The organism is Micromonospora citrea (assembly GCF_049629545.1).
Classification (GTDB): Bacteria; Actinomycetota; Actinomycetes; order Mycobacteriales; family Micromonosporaceae; genus Micromonospora; species Micromonospora citrea_A.
This window is the reverse complement of record NZ_JBNADX010000001.1, coordinates 167864-189384: the sequence shown is the minus strand read 5'-3', so window position 1 is coordinate 189384 and position 21521 is coordinate 167864. Positions and strand designations below refer to the sequence as shown.

General features: G+C 69.6%; 17 protein-coding genes and 3 pseudogenes. 8 read left to right on the top strand and 12 right to left on the bottom strand.

Features of this window, described 5'->3' with window-relative positions; translation table 11 throughout:
- Positions 1-362 precede the first annotated feature (362 nt).
- From ACPFP2_RS00810 to ACPFP2_RS00790, 5 genes and pseudogenes are all read left to right on the top strand, one after another.
- Positions 363-1796, top strand: a complete 1434-nt coding sequence (locus tag ACPFP2_RS00810; protein WP_424084998.1) for a cellulose binding domain-containing protein — start codon at positions 363-365, stop codon at positions 1794-1796.
- 328 nt (positions 1797-2124) lie between these two features.
- Positions 2125-2952, top strand: coding sequence for a sugar phosphate isomerase/epimerase family protein (locus ACPFP2_RS00805; protein WP_424084996.1), 828 nt, complete (start codon positions 2125-2127; stop codon positions 2950-2952).
- Positions 2949-3269: a hypothetical protein gene (locus tag ACPFP2_RS00800; RefSeq protein WP_424084994.1), complete on the top strand. Its 321-nt coding sequence runs from the start codon at positions 2949-2951 to the stop codon at positions 3267-3269. The genes ACPFP2_RS00805 and ACPFP2_RS00800 overlap by 4 nt, the downstream gene beginning before the upstream one ends.
- Positions 3266-4366, top strand: a pseudogene (locus ACPFP2_RS00795) (sugar-binding transcriptional regulator). Before ACPFP2_RS00800 ends, ACPFP2_RS00795 begins: the two are co-directional and overlap by 4 nt.
- A 252-nt stretch (positions 4367-4618) precedes the next feature.
- On the top strand, positions 4619-5629 hold the full coding sequence (locus ACPFP2_RS00790) for a sugar-binding transcriptional regulator (RefSeq protein ID WP_424084992.1): 1011 nt from the start codon (positions 4619-4621) through the stop codon (positions 5627-5629).
- Positions 5630-5782: 153 nt separating this feature from the next.
- On the opposite strand, the gene ACPFP2_RS00785 is transcribed toward ACPFP2_RS00790, so the two are convergent.
- The 9 genes from ACPFP2_RS00785 to ACPFP2_RS00745 all read right to left on the bottom strand — a co-directional run bounded on the left by ACPFP2_RS00785 (position 5783) and on the right by ACPFP2_RS00745 (position 16888).
- On the bottom strand, positions 5783-6793 hold the full coding sequence (locus ACPFP2_RS00785; protein WP_424084990.1) for a D-ribose ABC transporter substrate-binding protein: 1011 nt from the start codon (positions 6791-6793) through the stop codon (positions 5783-5785).
- A gap of 47 nt (positions 6794-6840) precedes the next feature.
- Complete coding sequence (locus ACPFP2_RS00780) at positions 6841-7953, bottom strand: ABC transporter permease (RefSeq protein ID WP_424084988.1); 1113 nt, start codon at positions 7951-7953, stop codon at positions 6841-6843.
- The gene (locus ACPFP2_RS00775) at positions 7950-9488 is read right to left on the bottom strand and encodes a sugar ABC transporter ATP-binding protein (protein ID WP_424084986.1); all 1539 of its coding nucleotides are present in this window, start codon (positions 9486-9488) and stop codon (positions 7950-7952) included. Before ACPFP2_RS00775 ends, ACPFP2_RS00780 begins: the two co-directional genes overlap by 4 nt.
- Positions 9485-10117: a DUF2291 family protein gene (locus tag ACPFP2_RS00770; RefSeq protein WP_424084984.1), complete on the bottom strand. Its 633-nt coding sequence runs from the start codon at positions 10115-10117 to the stop codon at positions 9485-9487. The genes ACPFP2_RS00775 and ACPFP2_RS00770 overlap by 4 nt, the downstream gene beginning before the upstream one ends.
- The gene (locus ACPFP2_RS00765) at positions 10114-11589 is read right to left on the bottom strand and encodes an FGGY family carbohydrate kinase (RefSeq protein ID WP_424084982.1); all 1476 of its coding nucleotides are present in this window, start codon (positions 11587-11589) and stop codon (positions 10114-10116) included. Before ACPFP2_RS00765 ends, ACPFP2_RS00770 begins: the two co-directional genes overlap by 4 nt.
- Positions 11582-12553 (bottom strand): transketolase family protein, encoded by a 972-nt coding sequence (locus tag ACPFP2_RS00760; RefSeq protein ID WP_424084979.1) that lies wholly within the window; start codon positions 12551-12553, stop codon positions 11582-11584. The genes ACPFP2_RS00765 and ACPFP2_RS00760 overlap by 8 nt, the downstream gene beginning before the upstream one ends.
- Positions 12550-13434 carry a transketolase gene (locus ACPFP2_RS00755; RefSeq protein WP_424084977.1) on the bottom strand — a complete coding sequence of 295 codons (885 nt, stop codon included), beginning with the start codon at positions 13432-13434 and terminating at the stop codon, positions 12550-12552. The genes ACPFP2_RS00760 and ACPFP2_RS00755 overlap by 4 nt, the downstream gene beginning before the upstream one ends.
- A 37-nt stretch (positions 13435-13471) precedes the next feature.
- A complete protein-coding gene (locus ACPFP2_RS00750) occupies positions 13472-14482 on the bottom strand; it encodes a sugar phosphate isomerase/epimerase family protein (RefSeq protein ID WP_424084976.1) in 1011 nt (336 codons plus the stop codon).
- Between the two features lie 372 nt (positions 14483-14854).
- Positions 14855-16888: a nucleoside hydrolase-like domain-containing protein gene (locus ACPFP2_RS00745; RefSeq protein WP_424084974.1), complete on the bottom strand. Its 2034-nt coding sequence runs from the start codon at positions 16886-16888 to the stop codon at positions 14855-14857.
- Positions 16889-17340: 452 nt separating this feature from the next.
- On the opposite strand from ACPFP2_RS00745, the gene ACPFP2_RS00740 reads away from it, so the two are divergent.
- Positions 17341-18705: a cellulose binding domain-containing protein gene (locus ACPFP2_RS00740; protein ID WP_424084972.1), complete on the top strand. Its 1365-nt coding sequence runs from the start codon at positions 17341-17343 to the stop codon at positions 18703-18705.
- Between the two features lie 565 nt (positions 18706-19270).
- Here the strand turns inward: ACPFP2_RS00740 and ACPFP2_RS00735 are convergent.
- Entirely contained in the window at positions 19271-19663 is a 393-nt protein-coding gene (locus ACPFP2_RS00735; RefSeq protein ID WP_424084970.1) for a hypothetical protein, read from the bottom strand.
- A 61-nt stretch (positions 19664-19724) separates the two neighbouring features.
- Positions 19725-20194 (bottom strand): annotated as a pseudogene (locus ACPFP2_RS00730) (DUF1593 domain-containing protein); the annotation flags it as partial.
- Between the two features lie 20 nt (positions 20195-20214).
- Between ACPFP2_RS00730 and ACPFP2_RS00725 the strand changes: the two are divergent.
- Together ACPFP2_RS00725 and ACPFP2_RS00720 are read left to right on the top strand one after the other, a co-directional pair.
- Complete coding sequence (locus ACPFP2_RS00725; protein ID WP_424084968.1) at positions 20215-20388, top strand: hypothetical protein; 174 nt, start codon at positions 20215-20217, stop codon at positions 20386-20388.
- A 163-nt stretch (positions 20389-20551) separates the two neighbouring features.
- A pseudogene (locus ACPFP2_RS00720) lies at positions 20552-21130 on the top strand (substrate-binding domain-containing protein); the annotation flags it as partial.
- Positions 21131-21235: 105 nt separating this feature from the next.
- Here the strand turns inward: ACPFP2_RS00720 and ACPFP2_RS00715 are convergent.
- Complete coding sequence (locus ACPFP2_RS00715; protein WP_424084966.1) at positions 21236-21493, bottom strand: hypothetical protein; 258 nt, start codon at positions 21491-21493, stop codon at positions 21236-21238.
- Between the last annotated feature and the right edge of the window lie 28 nt (positions 21494-21521).

Here is a 21521-nt window from a genome sequence, read left to right as displayed (position 1 = left end):
CGACCGCGAATGATCAATTGACGCAGACATTGATGAGCGTTACGGTATCGATAGCCAAATTTGGATGCGTTGCTGAATTTACATTCAGCAACCGGGAGGGTCGCGCCTGACGACACCGGCCACGAGCCAGGTGTGCCAGGCAAGGACCACAGCGACAGCGGGTCACGCACCCACCGGCGACAGCACCCGACGGCACGTCCGTGACCGGACACCGGACCCGACCACGAAGCCGCGAAGAGGGGTTCGACCGGCTCCAGCCCCGGCGGTCGCCGCACCGCGAAGCCGCCGCCCCATCAGGAGGTGGGCACATGACACTGCGTAGAACCAACTCATCAACGTCGCACGCACCCCGACCTCGACCCTTGTCCCTCGCCGCAGCGGTCGTCCTGGTCGCAGCCGGGGCGCTGGTCGCGGTCAGCGGGCCAGGCGTGGTCGGCGCGTCGCCGGCCGCGGCGGCGAGCGCCTGCGACGACCGGCTGGTCGGCTGGGCGACCGTTCCGGGCAGCGGGATGAGCACGACCACCGGCGGCGGCAACGCCACCCCGCAGAGCATCACCAGCCTCGGCGACCTACGGAAATACGCGGCCGACTCGACTCCCCGCGTGCTGCGGATCTCCGGAACGATCAGCACCGGCACCAGCCCGGTAGAGGTCGGCAGCAACAAGACACTGATCGGCGCCGATGCGAGTGCGACCATCGCCGGCGGCATCAACATCAGCGACGGCCACAGCAACATCATCGTCCGGAACCTGAACATCCGCGGAGCCGGGTACGGCAACCACCCTGCCGACACCATCGCCGCCCGAGGCTCCCACCACCTCTGGTTCGACCACCTCAACGTCTGGGACGCCGGGGACGGCCTCATGGATCTCACCAAGGGCTCGGACTTCATCACGGTGTCGTGGGTGAAGTTCTGGTACACGAACTCCTCCCACCCGCATCGCTTCGCCAGCCTGGTCAGCGGCGGCGCCGACCACGACGCCACCGACGTGGGCAAACAGAACGCCACCTTCCACCACAACTGGTTCGCCTCGCTGGTCGACCAGCGCATGCCGCGGATGCTCTACGGCAAGGGGCACGTCTACAACAGCTACTACACCGCCACCGACAACACCTACGCCGTCGGCGTCGGATCGCTCGCCTCGGTGCTGGTCGAGAACAACTACTTCAAGAACACCAGGAACCCGCACCAGTTCATGTACGACCGGCCGTCCTACATCACCGCTCGGGGCAACGTCTACGACAACACCAGCGGCAAGCGGGACGGCGGCGCCGGCGGCACCGGCGGCGGCGTGGCTCCGTTCACCAGTCCCCCGTACAGCTACACGCCGGACAGCGCCGGCGACGTGCCCGGAATCGTGAGCAGCTGCGCCGGGCCCACCCTCTCCGGCTCCCCCAGCCCCACGCCGACGTCCACCCCTAGCCCGACGCCGACCTCCACTCCGAGTCCGACGCCCACCTTCACGCCGAGCCCGACGCCGACCTCCAACCCGCCGACCAACGGCGCCTGCGGCGCGAGCTACCGGACCGTCGGATCCTGGAGCGGCGGCTGGCAGGGGGAGGTCACCGTGAAGGCCGACAACTCGGCGATCAACGGCTGGACCGTCAAGTGGAACCTCAACAGCGGCCAGAGCATCAGTCAGGTCTGGAGCGGCGCGCTGACCACCAGCGGTGCGACCGTCACGGTGAAGAACGTCGACTACAACGGCTCGATCCCGGCGGGCGGCAGCACCACGTTCGGCTTCATCGGCACCGGTACGCCGTCGTCGCCGTCGCCCACGTGTACCAGCCCGTGAACTGACGGGCTCCGCCTCCCCGTCGACAACGATTGGCTGAAGAGCGGCGGGCCGGGGAGATCCTTCGCGCCACCGGGCCGCGTGAAGGACGACCGGCCCGCCGCTCCTCGACCACGCACCGGCCGCAGCCGCTCACCCTGCACGGCGATCACCAGGCTCTCATCGACGCGGACCAGCAGCTTGTGGTCAATCGTCGACGGGCGCACCTCACGCATCCACCGCGGCTGATCCTTGACATGCCATTCAGTCCGGCGCTACCGTCCAGAATAGTCATCGGTCACTGAATTTTGATTCCGGCGGAGGTGGCGTGCAGTCGTACACGGCAGGCATGTGGGTCTTTGGACAGATCCTCGACCGGTACGCCACCGAGGGCTACGGGCCGCCGGTCGGCACGCTGGAGGCCATCGAGATGGCGGCCCGGACAGGCGCGTTGGCCGGCGTGGTCCTGAACTATCCGTTCCCCGAGCCGGACCTGGCGGTCCACGAGGTGGCCGCGGCCCTCCGGAAGCACAATCTCTCGGCGGTGAGTGTCACGCCGGTCATCTACGGTCGCGAGTTCCGCAGCGGCTCCTTCACCAATCCGGACCCGTCACTGCGACGCAAGGCCGTCGACCTCGGGCACGAGGCGGTGGCGGCGGCCCGGGAACTGGGCGCGGGCCACGTCAAGTTCTGGCCGGGCCAGGACGGCTACGACTATCCGTTCCAGGTCGACTACGCCACCGTCCGTCGGCACGGCATCGAGGGCATCCGCGACGTGGCGCGCAACTTCCCGGACATGACCTTCGGCATCGAGTACAAGCTCAAGGAGCCCCGCGCCCGACTGCTCTGGAGCACCGCCGCCGCCTCACTGCTCGGCATCGCGGCCATGGGCGTCGACAACGTCGGTCTGGTCCTGGACTTCGGACACTCCCTGTTCGCCAAGGAGAACCCCGCCGAGGTGTTCACTCTCGCCCACGAGCGGGGCTGCCTGGTGGACATCGAACTCGACGACAACTACCGCGAGGACCCGGTCGACGCCGTACGCACCAGCGTCGCCACGCTGCGCCTGCTGGAGGAGCGCTGCGAACGCATCCCCCTGGACGAGTTGGCCGCCATCCAGGAACGGCACGACGCCCTGGCCGCCCAGCGCCTGATCCAGAAAGTGATCCTCGCGTGAGCGCGTCACGCCCCCGTCGGCGAGTCATCAACACGGCCGCCAAGATGGAGACCGACGACCGGAACACGATCGTGCACGCCCTGCTCTCGCCGAGCCAGGACATCCGCGGCGCGGTCGGAGGCGTCATCAACACGATCGCGGGCTCGTGCAGCGACCGTCGCGCCCTCGACGTCAACGACGTCGGCAGCTACGACCTCGCCAGGCGGTACCGCCCGATCCGGGTCCGCCACACCGACGAGTCACGATCCCCGTCCGGGGACTTCTCCGCCCAGCGGCGCCGGTTCGTCCAGAACCAGGACACCTCGGGCACGTCATGAGGCGGCGGACTTCGGGCCGCTCCGCCACCGGGAGCCACGGCGAGTCCACATCGGGCGGACAGGAGAGAGAACGGACCGCCGTGGTCGGCGTCGAACCGAACGGCGTCGGAGGTACGCCGCGCCGGCGCGCTGCCGCCGCCCGCCGTGCCCAGGACCAGCTGCGCCTGCTCACCAAGGTTGCTCGCATGTACCACGAGCGGGGAATGCGGCAGCCCCAGATCGCCGCTCAGCTGCACATCTCTCAACCCCGCGTCTCACGTCTGCTCAAACAGGCCGTCGAGATGGGCATCGTCCGGACCATGGTGATGCCGCCGACGGCCGTCTACACCGACCTCGAGGACGCCATCGAACACCGGTACGGCCTCGACGACGTGGTGGTGGTGGACGCCGCCGGCGGCACGGACGAAGATGTCATCCCGGCCCTCGGTTCCGCCGCCGCCGTCTACCTGGAGACAACCCTGACCGGTGGCGACCGCATCGGCATCTCCTCATGGAGCGCCACGCTCCTGGCCACCGTCGAAGCGATGCGCCCGCGCCCCACGAAGGTCGCCGACGAGGTCGTCCAGCTCCTCGGTGGCGTCGGTACCCCCACCGCCCAGGTCCAGGCCACTCGACTCACCGGCCGACTCGCCGACCTCACCGGCGCCGGTCCGGTGTTCCTACCGGCCCCCGGGCTCGTCGGTTCGTCCTCGTCCCGCGCCACTCTCGCCTCGGACGGTTTCGTCACGGAGGTGATGACCCACTGGCAGAACCTGACGATGATCCTCGTCGGCATCGGCAGCCTCGCCCCCTCCCCGCTGCTGCGCGACAGCGGCAACGCCATCACCGACCGGGAGCAGCGCGCCCTCCGCGAAGCCGATGCCGTCGGTGACATCTGCCTACGCTTCTTCAATTAGACCGGCGAGCCGGTCACCACCGCCCTCGACGAACGCATCCTGGGCATCACCGTCGCCCAGCTACGTCGGATTCCCCGACGCGTCGCCGTTGCCGGCGGTCTGCGCAAACTCGCCGCCATCCGCGCCGCGCTCACCGGTCACTGGGTCAACGTCCTCATCACCGACCTCAACGCCGCTCGACGCCTCGCCGAGGATCCGTAGGCGCGTACCGGACGGGCCCGACCCGCCGGCCGGTGCGACCGCACAGGCCCGGCGACCACCGCTCGCCGAGCCTCCACCGCTGCCGCGTCGGTGAGGGCTGGCCACGGCGGGCGTCGGCAATCGCCCGCATCGATTTCCTCCCCGTCGTGATCCCGACTCCGGGAGGCCGCTACGGCAATCAGCGTTGAATGCACATTCAGGTATCCTCGGCCTGCGAGGCCCTCGCCTCACCCGCACGTCGGAAGGAGTCCCGTGCCCAGCGAACGCGGTAACCTGCGGGAACCAGCGATCGGCGGTGTGGCCACCACACAGCTGCGACTGCTGACCAAGGTCGCTCGCATGTACCACGAACACGGCATGCGGCAACCGCAGATCGCCGAGCAGCTGCACATCTCCCAGCCCCGCGTCTCTCGCCTGTTGAAGCAGGCCACCGCGCTGGGCATCGTCCGCACCACCGTAGTGACCCCGGCCGGCGTGCACGCCGAGCTGGAAGAGGAGATCGAGCGCCGCTTCGGCCTGCGAGACGTGGTGGTCGCCGACACCGGCCAGTCCTCGCCGGGCGAGCAGTCGGCCCTGCAGGCCATCGGCGCAGCGGCCGCGGTCTACCTGGAGACCACGCTCACCGGTGGCGACCGCATCGGCATCTCCTCCTGGAGCTCCACCCTGCTCGCCACCGTCGACGCCATGCGCCCCCGACCCAACCCGGTCGCCGACCAGGTCGTCCAGGTCATCGGCGGGGTCGGCAACAGCACCTCGCAGATCTACGCCACCCGCCTCGCCGACCGACTGGCGATCCTGACCGGCGCCAAGGCGGTCTTCCTGCCCGCGCCCGGGTTGGCCACGTCACCGGCAGCCCGCGAGGTCCTGATGGCCGACCCGCACATCAGCGACGTCATGGCCACGTACGGCAGCCTGACCATGCTGCTCGCCGGCCTGGGCAGCCTGGAGCCGTCGCCGCTGCTGATGGAGAGCGGCAACGCCATCGCCGACTCCGACCAGGATGCCCTGCGCAAGCTGGGGGCCGTCGGCGACATCTGCCTGCGCTTCTTCGATGAACACGGCGACGTGGTCAAGTCGGCGCTCGACGAGCGGGTGCTCGGCATCGACACCGACACCCTGCGATCCATACCCCGCGTCGTCGCGATCGCCGGCGGCACCCGCAAGTACACCGCCATCCGCGCGGCGCTCCGTGGCGGCTGGCTCGACGTCCTGGTGACCGACCTGGACGTGGCCCGCCGCCTCGCCAAAGAACCCGCCCCGTAATTCCCGCCGGGATCGCGGCACACCCGACCGTCGGCTCCGCACCGCCGGTGACCCCGACCTCTCAGGCGGACCGACTCTCGACCGATCCGGGGTGTCACCCGACGGGTCCCGTGCCGCCGCTGACGGCTGGACACGGGACCCGTCGTGCCGAGCCTACTTCCGGCCGAAGATCCCGAACTGGTCGGCGTTCTCCTTGGTCACCAGTTCGCAGTCGATGGACTGCTTCTCCTCGGCGCCGGTCGACTTGGTCTTGATGAACTTGTCGGCCTGTTCGACCGCCGTCTCGGCGCCGAGCACGGCCGGCTGCAGGGCGGTGGCGTGCATCTCGCCGGCCTTGATCGCGGCAATGGCGTCCGGGCTGCCGTCGAAGCCCACCACGACGACCTTCCCGGTCAGGCCGGCAGCCTTCAGCGCAGCGACGGCGCCGAGCGCCATGGTGTCGTTACCCGCGATGACCCCCTGGATGTTCCGGTTCTTCTGCAGGATGGTCTCCATCTTGCTGAAGGCTTCCCGCTGGTCCCAGTTGGCGCTCTCCTTCGCGACCAGCTTCATGTCCGGGTACTGGGAGATGACGTCGGTGAAACCCTTGGAGCGCACGCCCGCGTTGGTGTCGGACTCCTTGCCGACCAGCTCGACGTAGTTGCCCTTGCCGTTCAGCGCCTTGACGAAGGACTCGCCGGCCAACTGGGCGCCCTGAGCGTTGTTGGAGACGATCTGCGCGGTGGCGATGCCCGTGGCGTTGATCTCCCGGTCGATGAGGAACACCGGGATGCCCGCGTCCTTGGCCTTGCGGACCGGACCGATGGAGGCGTCCGCGCCGGCGTTGTCGAGGATGATCGCCTTGGCCTTGCGGGAGATCGCCGTGTCGATCAGCTCGCTCTGCTTGTTCGGGTCGTCGTCGTGGGACGCGACGGAGGTCTCGTACCCGAGCGACTCCGCCTTGGCCTTGGCGGCGTCCGCCTCGGCCTTGAAGAACGGGTTGTCCGCCGACGGCGTGATGATCGCGATGAGGCCGCCGGCCTCCTTGCCGCCCTCGGACCTGGTCGAACCGTCGCTGTCCGAGCCGCACGCGCCCAGGAAGAGCGCTGCGCTGACCAGGGGGACGACGGCGAGTGCCCGCCGCCGGGATACCACGGGGGTGGTAGGGAACATGGTGAACTCCATGGGGGGATGGTGTGGTGTGGTTATGGGATGTGCGGGTGGAGCCGGATTCAGACGGAAGGTGTCTTGGTGGCCGCGGCGGCAGAGGCAACCGCTCCCTGGCGCCGCTGGAATCTCTGCTGACCCTGATCGAGCATGACGGCGAGGACGATCACCGCCCCCTTGATGAGGATCTGCCAGAACGTCGACACGCCCAGGAGCACCAGACCGTCGGCGAGGAAGCCGATGACGAAGGCGCCGACGAGGGTGCCGCGGACGTTGCCGCGCCCACCGTTGAGCGCTGCCCCGCCGATGACGACGGCGGCGATGGCGTTGAGCTCGTACGTCTCGCCGGCCTGTGGTGCCGCGGAGGTGAGTTCCGAGGCGATGATGAGCCCCGCGATGGCCGCGCATCCCCCGGCGACCACGTAGACGACGGTCTTTACCCGCCGGACCGGCACGCCGGAGAGTTCGGCCGCCCGCTCGTTGCCGCCGGTGGCGTAGAGCCAACGCCCGAACGGGCTCTTGATCAGGACCAGCGCGACCACGGCGGCCAGGACCACCATCAGCCAGATCGAGGTGGGCAGGCCGAGCGGGCGTCCGCTGCCGAGGAAGCCGAAGCCTGTGTTGCCGAGTTCCGGGCTGCCGCCGAGGTTCGGGTACGTGGTCCCGTCGGAGATGAGCAACGCCAGGCCACGGGCCACGTACAGCATGCCCAGCGTGGCGATGAACGGTGCCACCCGGAAGCGGGTGACGAGAACGCCGTTGACCAGGCCGACGATCATCCCGACCGCGACGCTGAGCACGATGACGGCCCAGACCGGCGGATAGGCGATGGTGTCCAGGAAGCCGAGCCGCAGACCCTGCAGCAGCTCGCCGGCGACGACTCCGGAGAGGCCGACGATGGAACCGACCGAGAGGTCGATGCCACCCTTGAGGATGACCAGCAGCATGCCGAGCGCGATGATCGCGTTGATCGCGACATGCTTGGTCATCGTGATCAGGTTCGTGACGGTCAGGAACGAGTCCGACAACAGGCTGAACACGACGACCAGCACGGCCAGCGCGATGAACGCGCGCAGCTCGAACAGTCCGTTGAGCAGCGACAGCCGGCGAGCCTTCGTGGCCAGTTCGGCAGCGGCGTCCTGACCCGATGTCACAGGTGCGGTGAGTGGGGTGGTCACAGCGCCGGCTCCTCTTGCCTCGTCGCCGCGGCGATGCGGCCGTCGGACAAACTCATCAGGTCCTCCCGGGTCAGCTGCCCGCGCCGGAACTCGCCTACCACCACACCACGGGCGAGCACGAGCAACCGGTCGGGAATGTGCAGGGCCTCCTCGGCTTCCGAGGTGGCGAAGAGCACCGACAGTCCGCGACGGGCCTGGGCGGCCATCAGCGCGAAGATGTCCGCCTTGGCACCCACGTCCACCCCGCGCGACGGCTCGTCGAGAAGCAGGACGCGGGGCCGGGTCAGCAGGGCCTTGCCGATGACGACCTTCTGCTGGTTGCCACCGCTGAGCGAGCCGATGGGAGCGGCGGGGCCACTGGTCTTGACGGTGACCTCGGTGATGGTCCGCTCGACCGCCTCGCGCTCGGCGCCGCGCCGGACGAGCAGCCTGCGGACGAACTGCGACAGTCCCGCCAGAGTGAGGTTCTGCCCGACCGACATGGACTGGACGAGGCCGTCGCGTTGCCGGTCCTCGGGGACCAGGGCGATCCCCTTGGCGATGCGCTGGCCGATGCCGGCGTTGCCGAGCGGCTCCCCGTCGAGGGTGATCGTTCCCGCGTCGGGCACGATCCGGCCGGCGAGTGCCTCCAGCAATTCGGTGCGGCCCGATCCCATGAGTCCGTAGATGCCCACGATCTCGCCCGCGCGCAGAGTGAGGGAGACCTGGTCGACAGCGAGCCGGTGGGGATTCTGCGGGTCGGCGACCACGATCGAATCCGCGGTGAGCACCGGGGCGCCGAGGACGGGCTCGCGGTCGGGGAACAGGTCGTCGGGGTCGCGGCCCACCATGTGCTGGACGATCCAGCCGAGCGTCACCTCGTCCGCCGTGCTGGAGGCCACCAGGTTGCCGTCGCGCAGCACCGCCACGTCGTCGGCGATCTCCAGCGCCTCGTCGAGGTGGTGCGAGATGTAGATGACGGCGACCCCGCCGGCGGTCAGCTCGCGGATGAGCCGGAACAGCACGGCGACTTCCGGAGCGGTGAGGGCCGAGGTGGGCTCGTCCATGATGAGGACGCGGGCGTTCTGGAGCAGCGCCCGGGCGATCTCGACGATCTGCTGCTGGCCCAGGCGCAGGTCACCGACGGGCCGGTCGGGATCCAGGTCCTCCTCCAGCCGGCGCAGGACCGCCGTGGTGGCGGCGCGTTGAGCCGCCCGGTCGACGACGCCCCGGTGCCGCAACTCGCGGGCCAGGAAGAGATTGTCCTGCACGCTGAGGTTGGGGCAGAGACTCAGCTCCTGGTGGATGATCGAGATGCCCTGGTCGGCCGCCTCGCGCGCGGAGCGGAACTGGGTGCGTCTGCCGGCCAGCTCGAGGTGACCGGTGGTTGGCTGCTCTATCCCGGCCAGGATCTTCATCAGGGTGGACTTGCCGGCGCCGTTCTCGCCGAACAGCGCGGTCACCCGGCCTGCGGCGACCGCGAAGTCGACGCCCTTGAGCGCGTGCGTGCCGCCGTAGACCTTCGTCACCCCGCAGGCACGCAGCACGGTGGTCACGGCGCCCTCCTGATCTCGATCGGGGTGATCGTGACGACCGACGGGGTGACGAAGCTGAACGCCCCGATGAACGTGATCTTCTTCCCGACCAGTTCCGCAGGTTTCAGGTCGGCCAGCACGGCGGCACGCATCTGGTTGTTCAGGGCGGTCGCCGCGTCGGCGTACTCCACCTGGTTGAGGAACTGGCCGAAGGTGATGAAGCCGGCGGCATCCCGCAGGGCGGTGCCGTTGACCGCCGGCCCCACCTGCAGCGACACCCGGGTCTGCGCCGGCAGCCCGGTGCCGGAGAGCAGCAGCAGGTTGCCCCTGATCTCTTCGGCGACGCCTTCGCCGGTGACCGCGAAGCTGTACGGGCCGGAGCCCTGGCGGTGGCCGTACTTCTGCCCGGCCGCCTTCTCGTCGGCGGTGAGGGCGGCGAACAGCTCCGGTAGCGGCGTGGCGCCCTGTCGGATGGCGGGCACCACCTTGCTCTGGTAGGTCTCCGCGCCGTAGCGGGCCGGGTCGAACTTCTGCGACGCCGTTGCCGAGGCCGAACCCACCGGCCGGTACTCGGTGCTGAACACGATCGCCAGGACGAGTGCCGCGACGGCAGCCACACCGAACCAACGAGGACGTGGGGTGATCTTCACGATCCGCTCCTTCGCGGCGTGGCAACTGGACGGGCCCGGTCGACCGCGGCGTGCCACCGCGCCCGTTCCACCGCCCGCGCGGGGTAGTCGGTCGACGGGCTGTACTGCGTGGTGGGCCGAAGACGTTGCTCGAGGTCGGGCAGGCTCCACAGCCCGGCGGCCAGTCCGGCCGCGTCCGCGGCGCCCAGGCAGGACAGGTCGGGTTCGGCGGACCGACCCACCCGCCGCCCACCGATGTCGGCCTGGGTCTGCATCAGCCGGGTGCTGCGGGTCAGGCCGCCGTCGCACAGCAGCACCCGGACCGCACCGACGGTGGCCTCGACCGCGGCCACGACGTCCTCGATCTGGTGGGCGATCGCGTGCAGGGCCGCGGTGACCAACTCGCCGCGGCGGGTGTCCAGCGTCAGCCCGCTCAGCACCGCGATCGCGTTCGGATCCCACCACGGGGCGCCGAGGCCACCGAACGCCGGCACGAACTGCACCCGGCCCGCGGTGGGCGCCGCCTCGTCCAGCAGCACCTGCGCGTCGACGCCGAACAGCTCGGCCAGCCAGGTGAGCGTACGACCGGTCGCGCGAATGTTGCCCTCGACGGCCAGGACCGGGCCGGTGACGTCCCAGGCGACACTGCGGCACAGTTGGCCGGTGTCACCGCACTCGCCGACGGCCATCACCGACGAGCCGGTGCCGTAGGTGGCCTTCACCACCCCCGGCCGCCACCCGGCGTGCGCGAACATCGCCGCGTGCGAGTCCCCCAGGACCGCCCGCACCGGGGTGCCGTCCGGCACGGGCGCCAGTCCGCGTACGGCCGGGAAGTCGCCGCACGAGGCCACCACCCGGGGCAGCACCGCCGCGGGTACGGCGAACAGGTCGAGGAGGCGGTCGTCCCAGCGCCGGGTCTCGATGTTGAGCAGTTGGGTGCGGGAGGCGTTGCCGACCTCGGTCACGTGTTCCCCGCCGAACCGGCTCAACAGCCAGGAGTCGACGGTGCCCAGGCACAGCTCGCCGGCCTTGGCGCGCCGTCGCTCCGGGTCGTAGGTGTCCAGCAGCCAGCCGGCCTTGAGGGCCGAGAACATCGGGTCGAGCGGCATCCCGCTGATCGACCGTACGAGCGGCCCGCTGCCGGCTGCCGCCAGGTCGTGGCACGCGGCGTTGGTGCGCTGGTCCTGCCAGCTCACCAGCGGCCCGAGTGGCTCGCCGGTACGACGGTCCCACAGCACCAGCGATTCCCGCTGGGTGCTCAACCCCACCGCCTCGATCCGGTGCGCGGCCGAGGGGTCGACACACGCCGCCACGGCCTTCCGTACGCTCTGCCACAGCTCGGTGGCGTCCTGCTCGACCCAGCCCGGCTGCGGCTGCTGCTCGGACAACGGTGCCATTGCCCGCGTGACGACCCGCCCGGCGGCGTCGACGAGGAGCGCCTTGGTGGAACTCGTCCCCTGGTCGATCGCGAGGACGAGCGGTCCGTCAGCCATGATCACCGCCCGGGCCGGAGCGGTGGAACAGGTCCCGCGCCGCCGTCGCGATGCCGTCCGCGGTCAGCCCGAAGTGGTCGAGCAGGAACGCGGTGTCGCCGGTCGGCGCGAAGACCCTGGGCACGCCGAGGATCCGCATCGGGGTGGGACGGGCGGCGACCACGATCGCCGCGACAGCGGCACCCAGACCTCCGGTGGTGGTCGCCTCCTCGGCGGTCACGATCCCGCGGGTCTCGCGGGCGGCGGCCAGCACCGCCTGAGTGTCGATCGGATCCACGAAGGGCATGTTCAGCACGCGGACACCGATGCCCTCGCCGTGCAGCCGGGCGGCCGCGTCCAGCGCGCGGGAGGTGAGCGAACCGATCGCGATGACCGTGACGTCGTCACCATCGGTCAGGCGTACCGCCCTGCCCGGGGAGAAGGGGGCGTCGGGGGGTGTGACAGCGGGCACCTTGAAGCGGGGGATGCGGAGATAGGACGGACGTCCGGAGGCGGCGGCCCAGCGCACCGCGGCCCGCGTCTGGTCCGGGTCGGCCGGCACGATGACGTCGAGGTTCGCCACCGCGCGCATCCACGACAGGTCCTCGATCGAGTGGTGGGTGGGCCCCAGCTCGCCGTAGGCCATTCCCGGGCTCTGTCCGCAGAGCACGACGTGGGCTTCGCTGTACGCCACGTCCGCCTTGATCTGTTCGAGTGCCCGACCGGTCAGGAAGGGGGCGGCCGCGCAGACGAAGGGGATCTTGCCCGCGTTGGCCAGGCCCGCCGCCACGCCGACCAGATCCTGCTCGGCGATGCCCACGTTCACCAGCCGCTGCGGGAACTCCTCCCGGAATCCCACCAGATTGCTGGAGCCCACCGAGTCGTTGCAGACGGCCACGATCCGGTCGTCCGTCCGGGCCAGCGCCCGCAGCTCATCGGCGAACGCCTGCCGGCAGTCGAAGGTGGCCTGCTCGACGACGGTCATCCGACGAGCTCCGCGAGTGCCCGGTCGGTCTGCTCGCGGGTGGGCACCTTGTGGTGCCACTCCACCCGATCCTCCATGAAGGACACTCCCTTACCCTTGATCGTGTTGGCGATGACCGCGACCGGCTGCCCGTCCGACGACGGCCCCAGGGCCCGCAGCAGCGCGGCGTGGTCGTGCCCGTCCACGTCCCGCACCTCCCAGCCGAAGCTGCGCCACTTGTCCGCGAGCGGTTCGAGGCGTTTGGTGTCCTCGGTGCGGGCGCCCTGCTGCAGCCGGTTGCGGTCGACCACGGCCGTGAGCGAGGAGAGCCCGTAGTGCGAAGCGGTCATCGCCGCTTCCCAGTTGCTGCCCTCCTGCATCTCCCCGTCGCCGAGGACGACGACCGTACGCCAGGTCTCCCCCGCCAGGCGTGCGGCGATGGCACAACCGGTGGCGACCGGAAGACCGTGTCCCAGTGCCCCGGTGTTGGTCTCCACTCCCGGCACCTTGATCTTGTTGGGATGCCCGTTCAGTGCGGACATCGGCGCCATGAAGGTGTCGAGCTCCTCGGCGTGGAAGAAGCCGCAGTGCGCGAGCGTGGAGTACAGCGCGGCGGCGCAGTGGCCCTTGCTGAGGATGAACCGGTCCCGCTCCCGCCAGGCCGGCCGCTTCGGGTCCAGCGACAACGCCCCCCAGAAGCAGGTCACCAGGATGTCGGTCACCGACAGGTCACCACCGATGTGCCCCATCTGCGCCCGGTCGATCATCCGGACGATGCTGCGCCGCACCTGCTGCGAGATGCGCCGTAGCTCGACCGCCGCGACATCGACGTCGGACGCGCGGATACGGGCTGACAACTCCCGGTAGAGCGTGGAGCGCTCGGGATCAGCGGACAGTTTCACCGGTGCCACCTCGTCGACAAGGTCCCTGCCATTTCACTCACCCCTGGTACGAGCCGTACAGGGCGTTCTGGATGATCCGCTGCGCGGCGAGGGCGTCCTGCGCCTGCTGGGCGGCCTGTAGCGCCTCGCGGTCCACCGCGCCCAGGGCCCGGTGGATGCGCTTCATCACCCGGATGCCGTCGGTGGCCGCCTGGACGCTGTCCTCCCGGAAGGGGAACTGGTCCAGCTGCCACACCCCGTCCCAGCCGGCCTCGTCGAGGGCGTAGAAGAACTCGAAGGTCTCGATCGGGTGCATCGACCCGACCACCATGTCGTCGTCCCAGCCGCGGTAGTTGTCGTTGACGTCGATGGCGAACAGGCGGCCCCGCGAGATGGCCATCCGGGCGGCGTCGGCCGGTGACTCGCCGCCGTACAGGGAATGGCCGAAGTCCAGCAGGATGCCGACGTTCGGCAGGCTGATCTCCTCGATCGCCAGCAGCGTCCGGGCCACCGAGGAGAACACCATCGCGTTGCGCGGCTCGCGCGGCTTGTACTCGATGGCGAACTTCAGGTCGGGGAAAGCGGCGGCCAGCTCACCGACGGCGTCGAGGGAGAACTTCCACAGCTGCCGGTGGTCTGCCTGGAACGGGTAGTCCCAGCCGTCCTGGCCGGGCCAGAGCTTCACGTAGTCGCAGCCGAGTTCGCGGGCCGCCTCGGCGCCGCGGGACACGAGCTCGATCGCCGCCCGCCGGACTTCGGCATCGGGGTTGGTGAAGGCACCGCGGCTGAACCGCCGGGTGTAGATCTCCGGGGTGACGGCGACCGCGCGGAGACCGTTCGTCTTCAGCGCGCCGGCGACCTCGTCCACGGTCAGACCGGGCGGATCGAACGGAAAGGTCAGATCCACCACCGACAGGTCCTCGACCTGGCCGGCGAGAGCGATCGCCTCCACCGTGTTGACCGGCGGCCCGTAACCGTCGGTCGCGTACCGGTCCACATACCGGCCGAAGTGCCAGATGCCCGCCCCGAAGACCGGCGTCCGCATATTTATTCGAGCATGATCGGACATGACGACAGCGTAGGGGGGCCAAACCAGCGATGTCAATGACACCGCCGGCCGACCTCGCTCACCCTGCGGGGCGAAGCCGCGTCGACGTCGAGCACGCAACTCGTCGCCTGCGCTGCTCGACATCCACATCGCCCAGCGGCCACCGTTCGGCCAGCCGGACCGGTCCCGGACGCGCAGGGCTCGGAGGCGTCGGCGAGCCGGCACGCCCCGGGCAACCGCCGGCCGATGCGCCGACGACGAGGGCACCCTCCGCGTCGATCCCGCAGAGGGCGCTCCGCGCGCACCCATAGCCCTCGCGCCCCCAGCCGCCCCCTGGCAGCACGGCTGTCGTGCCCTCAGGCCGGGACCATGAGGGCACGACAGCCGCAGGCGTCAGGCGATGGTGAAGACCACCCGTTGGTAGTGCGTCAGGCTCGGAGACCCGTTGTCGGTGACCTCCAGAATGATGTGGATCTTTCTACCCGGCTCGTTCGGTACGACGAAGCCGGCACCGGTCCGCGCGGTGTCGTTGCTGACGGACACCTTGGCGCTCACCGAGTCGGCATCGGCGTACTGCCACCATTTGTAGTTGAGCGCGTTGCCGTCCGGATCGGTGCTCGGCGAGGCGTCCAACGTCACCGTCTGACCGGGGGACACCGTCCGCGCCAGGCCGCCTGCGACACGCGCGACCGGCGGGTGGTTCGCGTCGCTGAATCTCGTCGCGACCTGCCAGTCCATCCGGGCGGCGTAGTCGTTCTGTGCCGCCGGGATCCAGCGCCAGAATGGCTTGTTCGCGTTGCCGTCGTCGACCCCGTCGGTCATGTGGTTGCCCTTGTCGAAGACCGGGCGTCCGCCCCATCCGCCGAGGGTGTAGTCGGCGTACTGGGTCAGCCCGTTGTCGATCTGCGGCAGGAAGGACGGGGTGTCCCCCTCGCTGACGTACGTCTGCGGGACAGCCGCGCCGAGCGGCCCGTGCCCCCGCTTGACGTTCGTGTCCAGCCAGCTCTGCGTCATGTACGCCTTGACGTGGTCCGGACTGGGCCCGGAGAGACTCTGGTAGTCCCAGACGTTGTCCCACTTGTACGCCTCGTAGATCTTGGCGCCGGGGATGTTGTCCTCGATCCACTGGCCTCCGCCGTCCTGGTACCAGATGCAGTAGATCCAGAGCCGGGAGACCGCGTAGGCGTACTGCGCCGCGGTGTACTGGGTCTTCAACTTCCACAGCGCGTACGCGGCGGTGTTCGCCCCGCCCCAGACCGCGACGTGCACCGGACGAGGGTCGCTGTCCAGCAGCCGGTCGATGATCAGCTGCGAGCCCGGCGTGTCCTTGACGCTCATGTTCGGCGGCGCCACCGTCAGGTCGCCACTGTTCTCGTTGCCGACCCTCAGGACCGCGCGCAACGCGCTCGCGTCCGGATATCCCGCCTTGTGGGTCCGCAGGTTCGGCAGGACCTGCTGGTAGAGGTCGAGTTGGCGCTCGATCCACTTCTCGCCGCTGTGCCCGCTCTTCTGATAGCGGGAGTTGGTCTGGACGATGCCGGCGACGTCGTAGTCCGACGCGTACGTCAGGAACCGGACCATCGAACTGCGGTCGTCGATCTCGCCGTCCGTCATCGCGATCACCCGCGGCCGGGCGCTCTGCGGGGGCGGCGTGTCGCTCACGGTGAGGGTGGCGGGATTGCTGGTCACCGAGCCGAGCGAGTTGGTCACCACCACGGTGTAGTCGCCGGCGTGGCCGGGCTGGACATTGGTGATGGTGTAGCCGGCACCGGTGGCCCCGGCGACGGCGGCGCCGTTGCGCCGCCACTGGTAGCTCAGCGGTGGGGCGCCGGTCGCGGTGACGGAGAAGGTGACGCCGGCGCCGACGGGAACGGTCTGGCTCACCGGCTGGGTGGTGATGGCCGGCGCGGTCGCGCCGTCGTCGGCGGCGACCACGATGTGATCGATGTTGGCCAGGTCCTGGCCGGTGGACTCGAACCGGATGGTGTTGCCCCCACCGTTCAGCGGAACCGTCAGCGATGTCGTCTGCCAGGTCGTCCAGTTGCTGGTCGTCGGGAACGTGATGTCCCGGCCGGTACCGTTGACCACCAGCCGGCCCGTCCGCGTCCTGCCGCTGCCGTTCGCGAACCGGATCGTCAGCCCGGAGGAGCCACCACCGCCACCGGAGACGTTGCCGAGCTGCAACGAACCGCCGGTGGTCGAGAAGTTGGCGAATCCGGTGCCCGTGAACCCGGCGTTGTTCGAGTCGATCGTCGTACCGCCACCGACCGTGCCCGCCTCGGCCTCGTACAGGGTGGAGATCGCGCTCGCGACCTGCAGTCCGTCGATGCGGTGGCCAGCCGCCGTGGCAGAGTGACCGCTCGCGATCATCAGCGTGGCGGCGACGACGACGGCAATCGCGCCCCGCCACACCGGACGATGCCTCATGGTTGGGCGCCTCTTCACTCTCGGCATGGATGCACTCCCTCCAGTCGCGTTTCACCTGGTCCGTCGCGGCGTCCACGGCCGCGTCAGCGCGACAGGAGAATGCGGGCCGGCGTCCGCACCACCGTGACTGAATTTCCATTCCGCAATGAATGCAGATCCCAGGTCGGGGCGAACGTAACGTTTACCAATGTCGATGTCAAGGTGGCCTTGCGGAGTCGCGATTGCATATCCATTCAAGTCCTACTAGGCATTTACAAGGATCGACCTCCGTGCTTACATGGGGAAAGCGCTTGCTCGGGCAGGCGCAGGCGGGAGCCGTTATCACCAGCTCGTCCGTTTTGGCAGGGCAACGAGCCGCGGGACCAGCCGACCCACCGGCGTCACAGGGCAGGGCGCCATTGACGGTGGAAGGCCGGCCGGGCTTCGTCCCCGCCGTTGGGAAGGGAAATCCCATGCTCGTACGACGGCGCGCCAAGCTGCTCGCCATCAGCTCGACCATCGCCGCCTCCAGCGCGGCAGTGCTCGTCGCCGGGGTGCTCACCGCCGGTGCCGCCCAGGCCGCAGCCGGCTGCCAGGTCAACTACTCGGTCAGTTCACAGTGGCAGGGCGGGTTCACCAGCAACGTCACCATCACCAACCTCGGCGACCCGATCTCCTCCTGGAACCTGCGCTGGTCGTACAGCGCCGGCCAGCAGGTGTCCTCGGCCTGGAACGCGAACGTCACCCAGAGCGGCAGCCAGGTCACCGCCACCAACGTCGACTACAACGGAAGCATCGGCACCAACGGCACGACCTCGTTCGGCTTCAACGGCAGCTGGAACTCCAGCAACCCGGCGCCGACGAGCTTCACGCTCAACGGCGTCACCTGCACCGGCGGGACCGTGCCCACCACCCCGGGGACCACCCCCACCAGCACGCCGACGACCACGCCGCCCACCCCCGGACCCACCTCGGCCCCGCAGACCGGGCTGGTCGGCTGGGCCACCCAGAACGGCGGCACCACCGGGGGCGGCAACGCCTCCCCCACCACCGTGAGCAGCGCCTCCGCTCTGAGCAGCGCCATCGGCGGCAGCAACGCCGCCGTCATCCGGGTCTCCGGCACGATCTCCTGCTCCGGGATGCTGCAGGTCGGGTCCAACAAGACCATCCTCGGCAACCCGGGCGCGACCATCGTCGGCTGCGGGCTCAACGTCAGCGGTCAGCGCAACATCATCATCCGGAACCTGACCTTCCGGAACTGGAACGACGATGCCATCAACGTCCAGAACTCGTCGACCAACGTCTGGATCGACCACAACACCCTCAGCAACGGCTACGACGGCGCGGTCGACATCAAGCGGGGCTCGGACTTCGTCACGGTCTCGTGGAACCGGTTCTTCAACCACAACAAGACCATGCTGCTCGGGCACAGCGACGGCAACGCCGGCCAGGACGTCGGCCACCTGCGGGTGACCTACCACCACAACTGGTTCGACGCGACCAGCCAGCGCCACCCCCGGGTCCGCTTCGGCAACCCGGTGCACGTCTACAACAACTACTACAACAGCAACGGCGGCTACGGCGTGGCCTCCACGATGAACGCGGGTGTCCTCGTCGAGGGCAACTACTTCGAGAACGTCAAGGACCCGTACCACCGCGGCGAAGGTAACTCGGGGCCGGGCAGCCTGGTCGCCCGCAACAACCACTTCGTCAACTCGGGCAGCGGGCAGGCCGGCGGCAGCGTCGCCGGCATCCCGTACTCGTACTCGCTGGACGGCGCCAGCAGCGTCAAGTCGATCGTGACGGGCGGCGCGGGCGCCGGAAAGATCACCGTCTGACGGACGGATCCGGGGGCTGCCGCCGGACGGCTGCTCGTCGGGTGGCGGGATGAGAGTGAGGCGCTCGGCTGGGATGTCCCGGCCGAGCGCTTCGCGCGTACGGCCACGGCGCGTCCGGCGGTGGCCAGGCCGCCCGTCTGGCCGGGCGGACATGGCGTACGTGGGGTCGGGGCTGTCCCGTCCGTCGAGGGCCATCGCCCTCTCCCCGCGCTGCGGTCCTCGCCGGTCTGGTCGCCGCCTCGACGCCTGTTGCCCTCGACGGTCCACTGCCGGTCCGTGCACCAGAGCGCGGTGTCGAAGCCTGCGACGGCCTTGGCTTTCACCAGCATCGGGGCGAGGGCTGCTGCAGGCCGGGGCAGCCCTCGCGAATGCAGGCGCGTCCCGTCACGATGCAGCTACGACGGCGGCACTGTGGCCGACCACCGCGTAGGGCCACGGCGAGCGGGAATCACGGCGTGACCGGGATCGAGGGACGGCCCGGCCAGGGCGGCGTGGTTGCAGCGGCCCGCCCCAACGACGACAGCCACCTGAGGGCGATGCCCTCAGGTGGCTGTCGTCGTGGTGGTTACCGGACGTTGATCACGACCCGGCGGTAGCTGTACAGGTTGGGTGCGCCGTTGTCCCGCAGCTGCAGGACGATGTGGAGGTTCTTCCCGCCGGCGCCGGCCGGCACCTGTACCGAAGCGGTCTCGCGGTGGTGGTTCGCGCCGGAGAAGGTGCCGGTGATGCTCCAGTCCATCCGGGCGGCGAAGTCGTTGTGGATCGCCGTGCTCCACCGGTTGATCGAACTGCCGCCCTCGGGGGCGTCGCTGTACATGTAGTAGGGGTCGTACGACGGCTCCGCGACGAGTCTGCCGCTCTCGGTCATGCCTCGGACACCGGCCTTCTCGGCCGGGCCGAAACGCCCGCCCCAGCTGCCCCAGTCCACCCGGTCGGGATTGCTCAGGCCATTGGGCATCTGGTAGAGGAGCCGGGGTGTCCCCCTCGTACGCCCACGCCTTCTCGGGGTACAGAGCGCCGAGCGGGCCGTGGTTCTGGACCATCGTGTCGACCCAGCTCGCCGAGGGCTGCCACGCGTAGACCAGGTTCTTGGCGCGGATGTACAGCAGGTTGGGGAAGGTCTTCGTCATCCAGGCGCCGGCGTCGTCCTGCCCGAGGACGTCGTACACCCGCAGCTTGCCGAGGAACTGATCGTCCTGAGCCTGGCTCCGGGTGTTCTTCACCTTCCACAGCGCCTGCGCCAGCGTGTTCCCCCCGCCCCACAGGTTCACCCACACCGGACGCGGATCGTCCTTGTCCACTGCCGCGATGATCAGCTCGGAACCGGGCTGTCCTTGCCTGCTCCGACGTCGCCCATTCCGTAGCCGGTCTGGCCGAGCTTGGAGATGGACTGCAGGTACGCGACGGAGGGGTAGCCCTGGGCGTGCTTCTGCAGGTTCGGGAGCACCTGACCGTACGCGTTCAGTCTGGGGTTGAGCAGGTTGGCCATGTTCGCCGCGGACTGCGTCGATGGCCAGCCCGACTGCGTACGTGGCCACCGCCGACGACGATGGGCTGCAACTGCACCAGTACCTGCCCGGCGTCCAGGACGTGAAGCTGGTCTTCGTCAACGGCAACGTCAACGTCGACTGGCTCCAGTTCTCCGGGACCAGGTGCTCCATCCGCCGGTGCCCGCGACGGTGACGGTGCCGTTCGTCGACCGGCGGGGTCGCGGCCGGCTCAGCGATGTGGGACCCGGCCGGGAGTACTTCCAGGACGAGACCCCCGTCCGGCAGGCGACGGTGCTACGCGGCCACGCGGTCCGGGCGAACTACCTCGCGGCGGCGCGGGCCAGGTCTCGGTCTTCCTCTGCGACGCGTACGCTCCCTCCGCGAACCCCGACGACATCTCGATCACCGTCGACAACGTGGGCGGCGGGCGACTCGCCATCGAGCACCTGCTGGCATGCGGGCGGCGCAACATCGTCCACATCACGGGCGAGATCGGTTTCCGAGCGGCGCGGGACCGCGCCGAGGGGGCGGCGGCAACCCTGGCCGAGGCTGGCCTGGACCTGGTCGGTGGCCGGTCGTACTTCGGGTCGTGGGACGAGTCCTGGGGGCGGGCTGCCGCCCACATGGTCGTCGAACGGCACACCGAGGTCGATGCGGTCTACTGCGGCAGTGACCAGATCGCCCGAGGCGTGCTGGACGCGCTGCGCGAGCTGAGACGTGACGTGCCCGCAGCCATCTCCGTGCTCGGATTCGACAACTGGGAAGCCACCTCTGCGGACTCCCGCCCGCGCCTGACCAGCATCGACATGAACCTCAAGCGCCTCGGCACCGTGGCAGGCCAGCGACTCTTCGAGGCCATGGGCGGGGCCGAGCCCCGGTCGGAGGAGTTTCCCGGCCGCCTCGTGGTGCGCGAATCGACCCTGCCGGTCGGCTGAGCGGGGCGCCAGCCACCTCGCCGTTCTTCGTTCGAGGGCCCGGTTCGCCGGCGTTTCGCCGGACGGATCCGTGCCGCCTGGCGGCAGCCGGTTCGGGCCCCCCGCTCACCGATCGCCGCAGGGACCGAACCCGCCGGTGCCGGCGACGCCAGCGACGGGATCGATCGAGATGAGCGCGCCGTCCAGGATCGTCGACGTCGGCACGCGAATTCGATTCGGGTTCGGCTGGACAACAAGGTCATGGACGGGTATGACAGCACTGGTGAGGCTCCTGGTCGGCTGTTGTCGTACCTGGAGCTTCCTCATCGAGGTGCGGTCTGCCCTACCTGCCGGGACCAGCACCGTCAGGTTGAAGAGGTTCATCAGATGGACGCTGAGTGGGGAGTCGCCA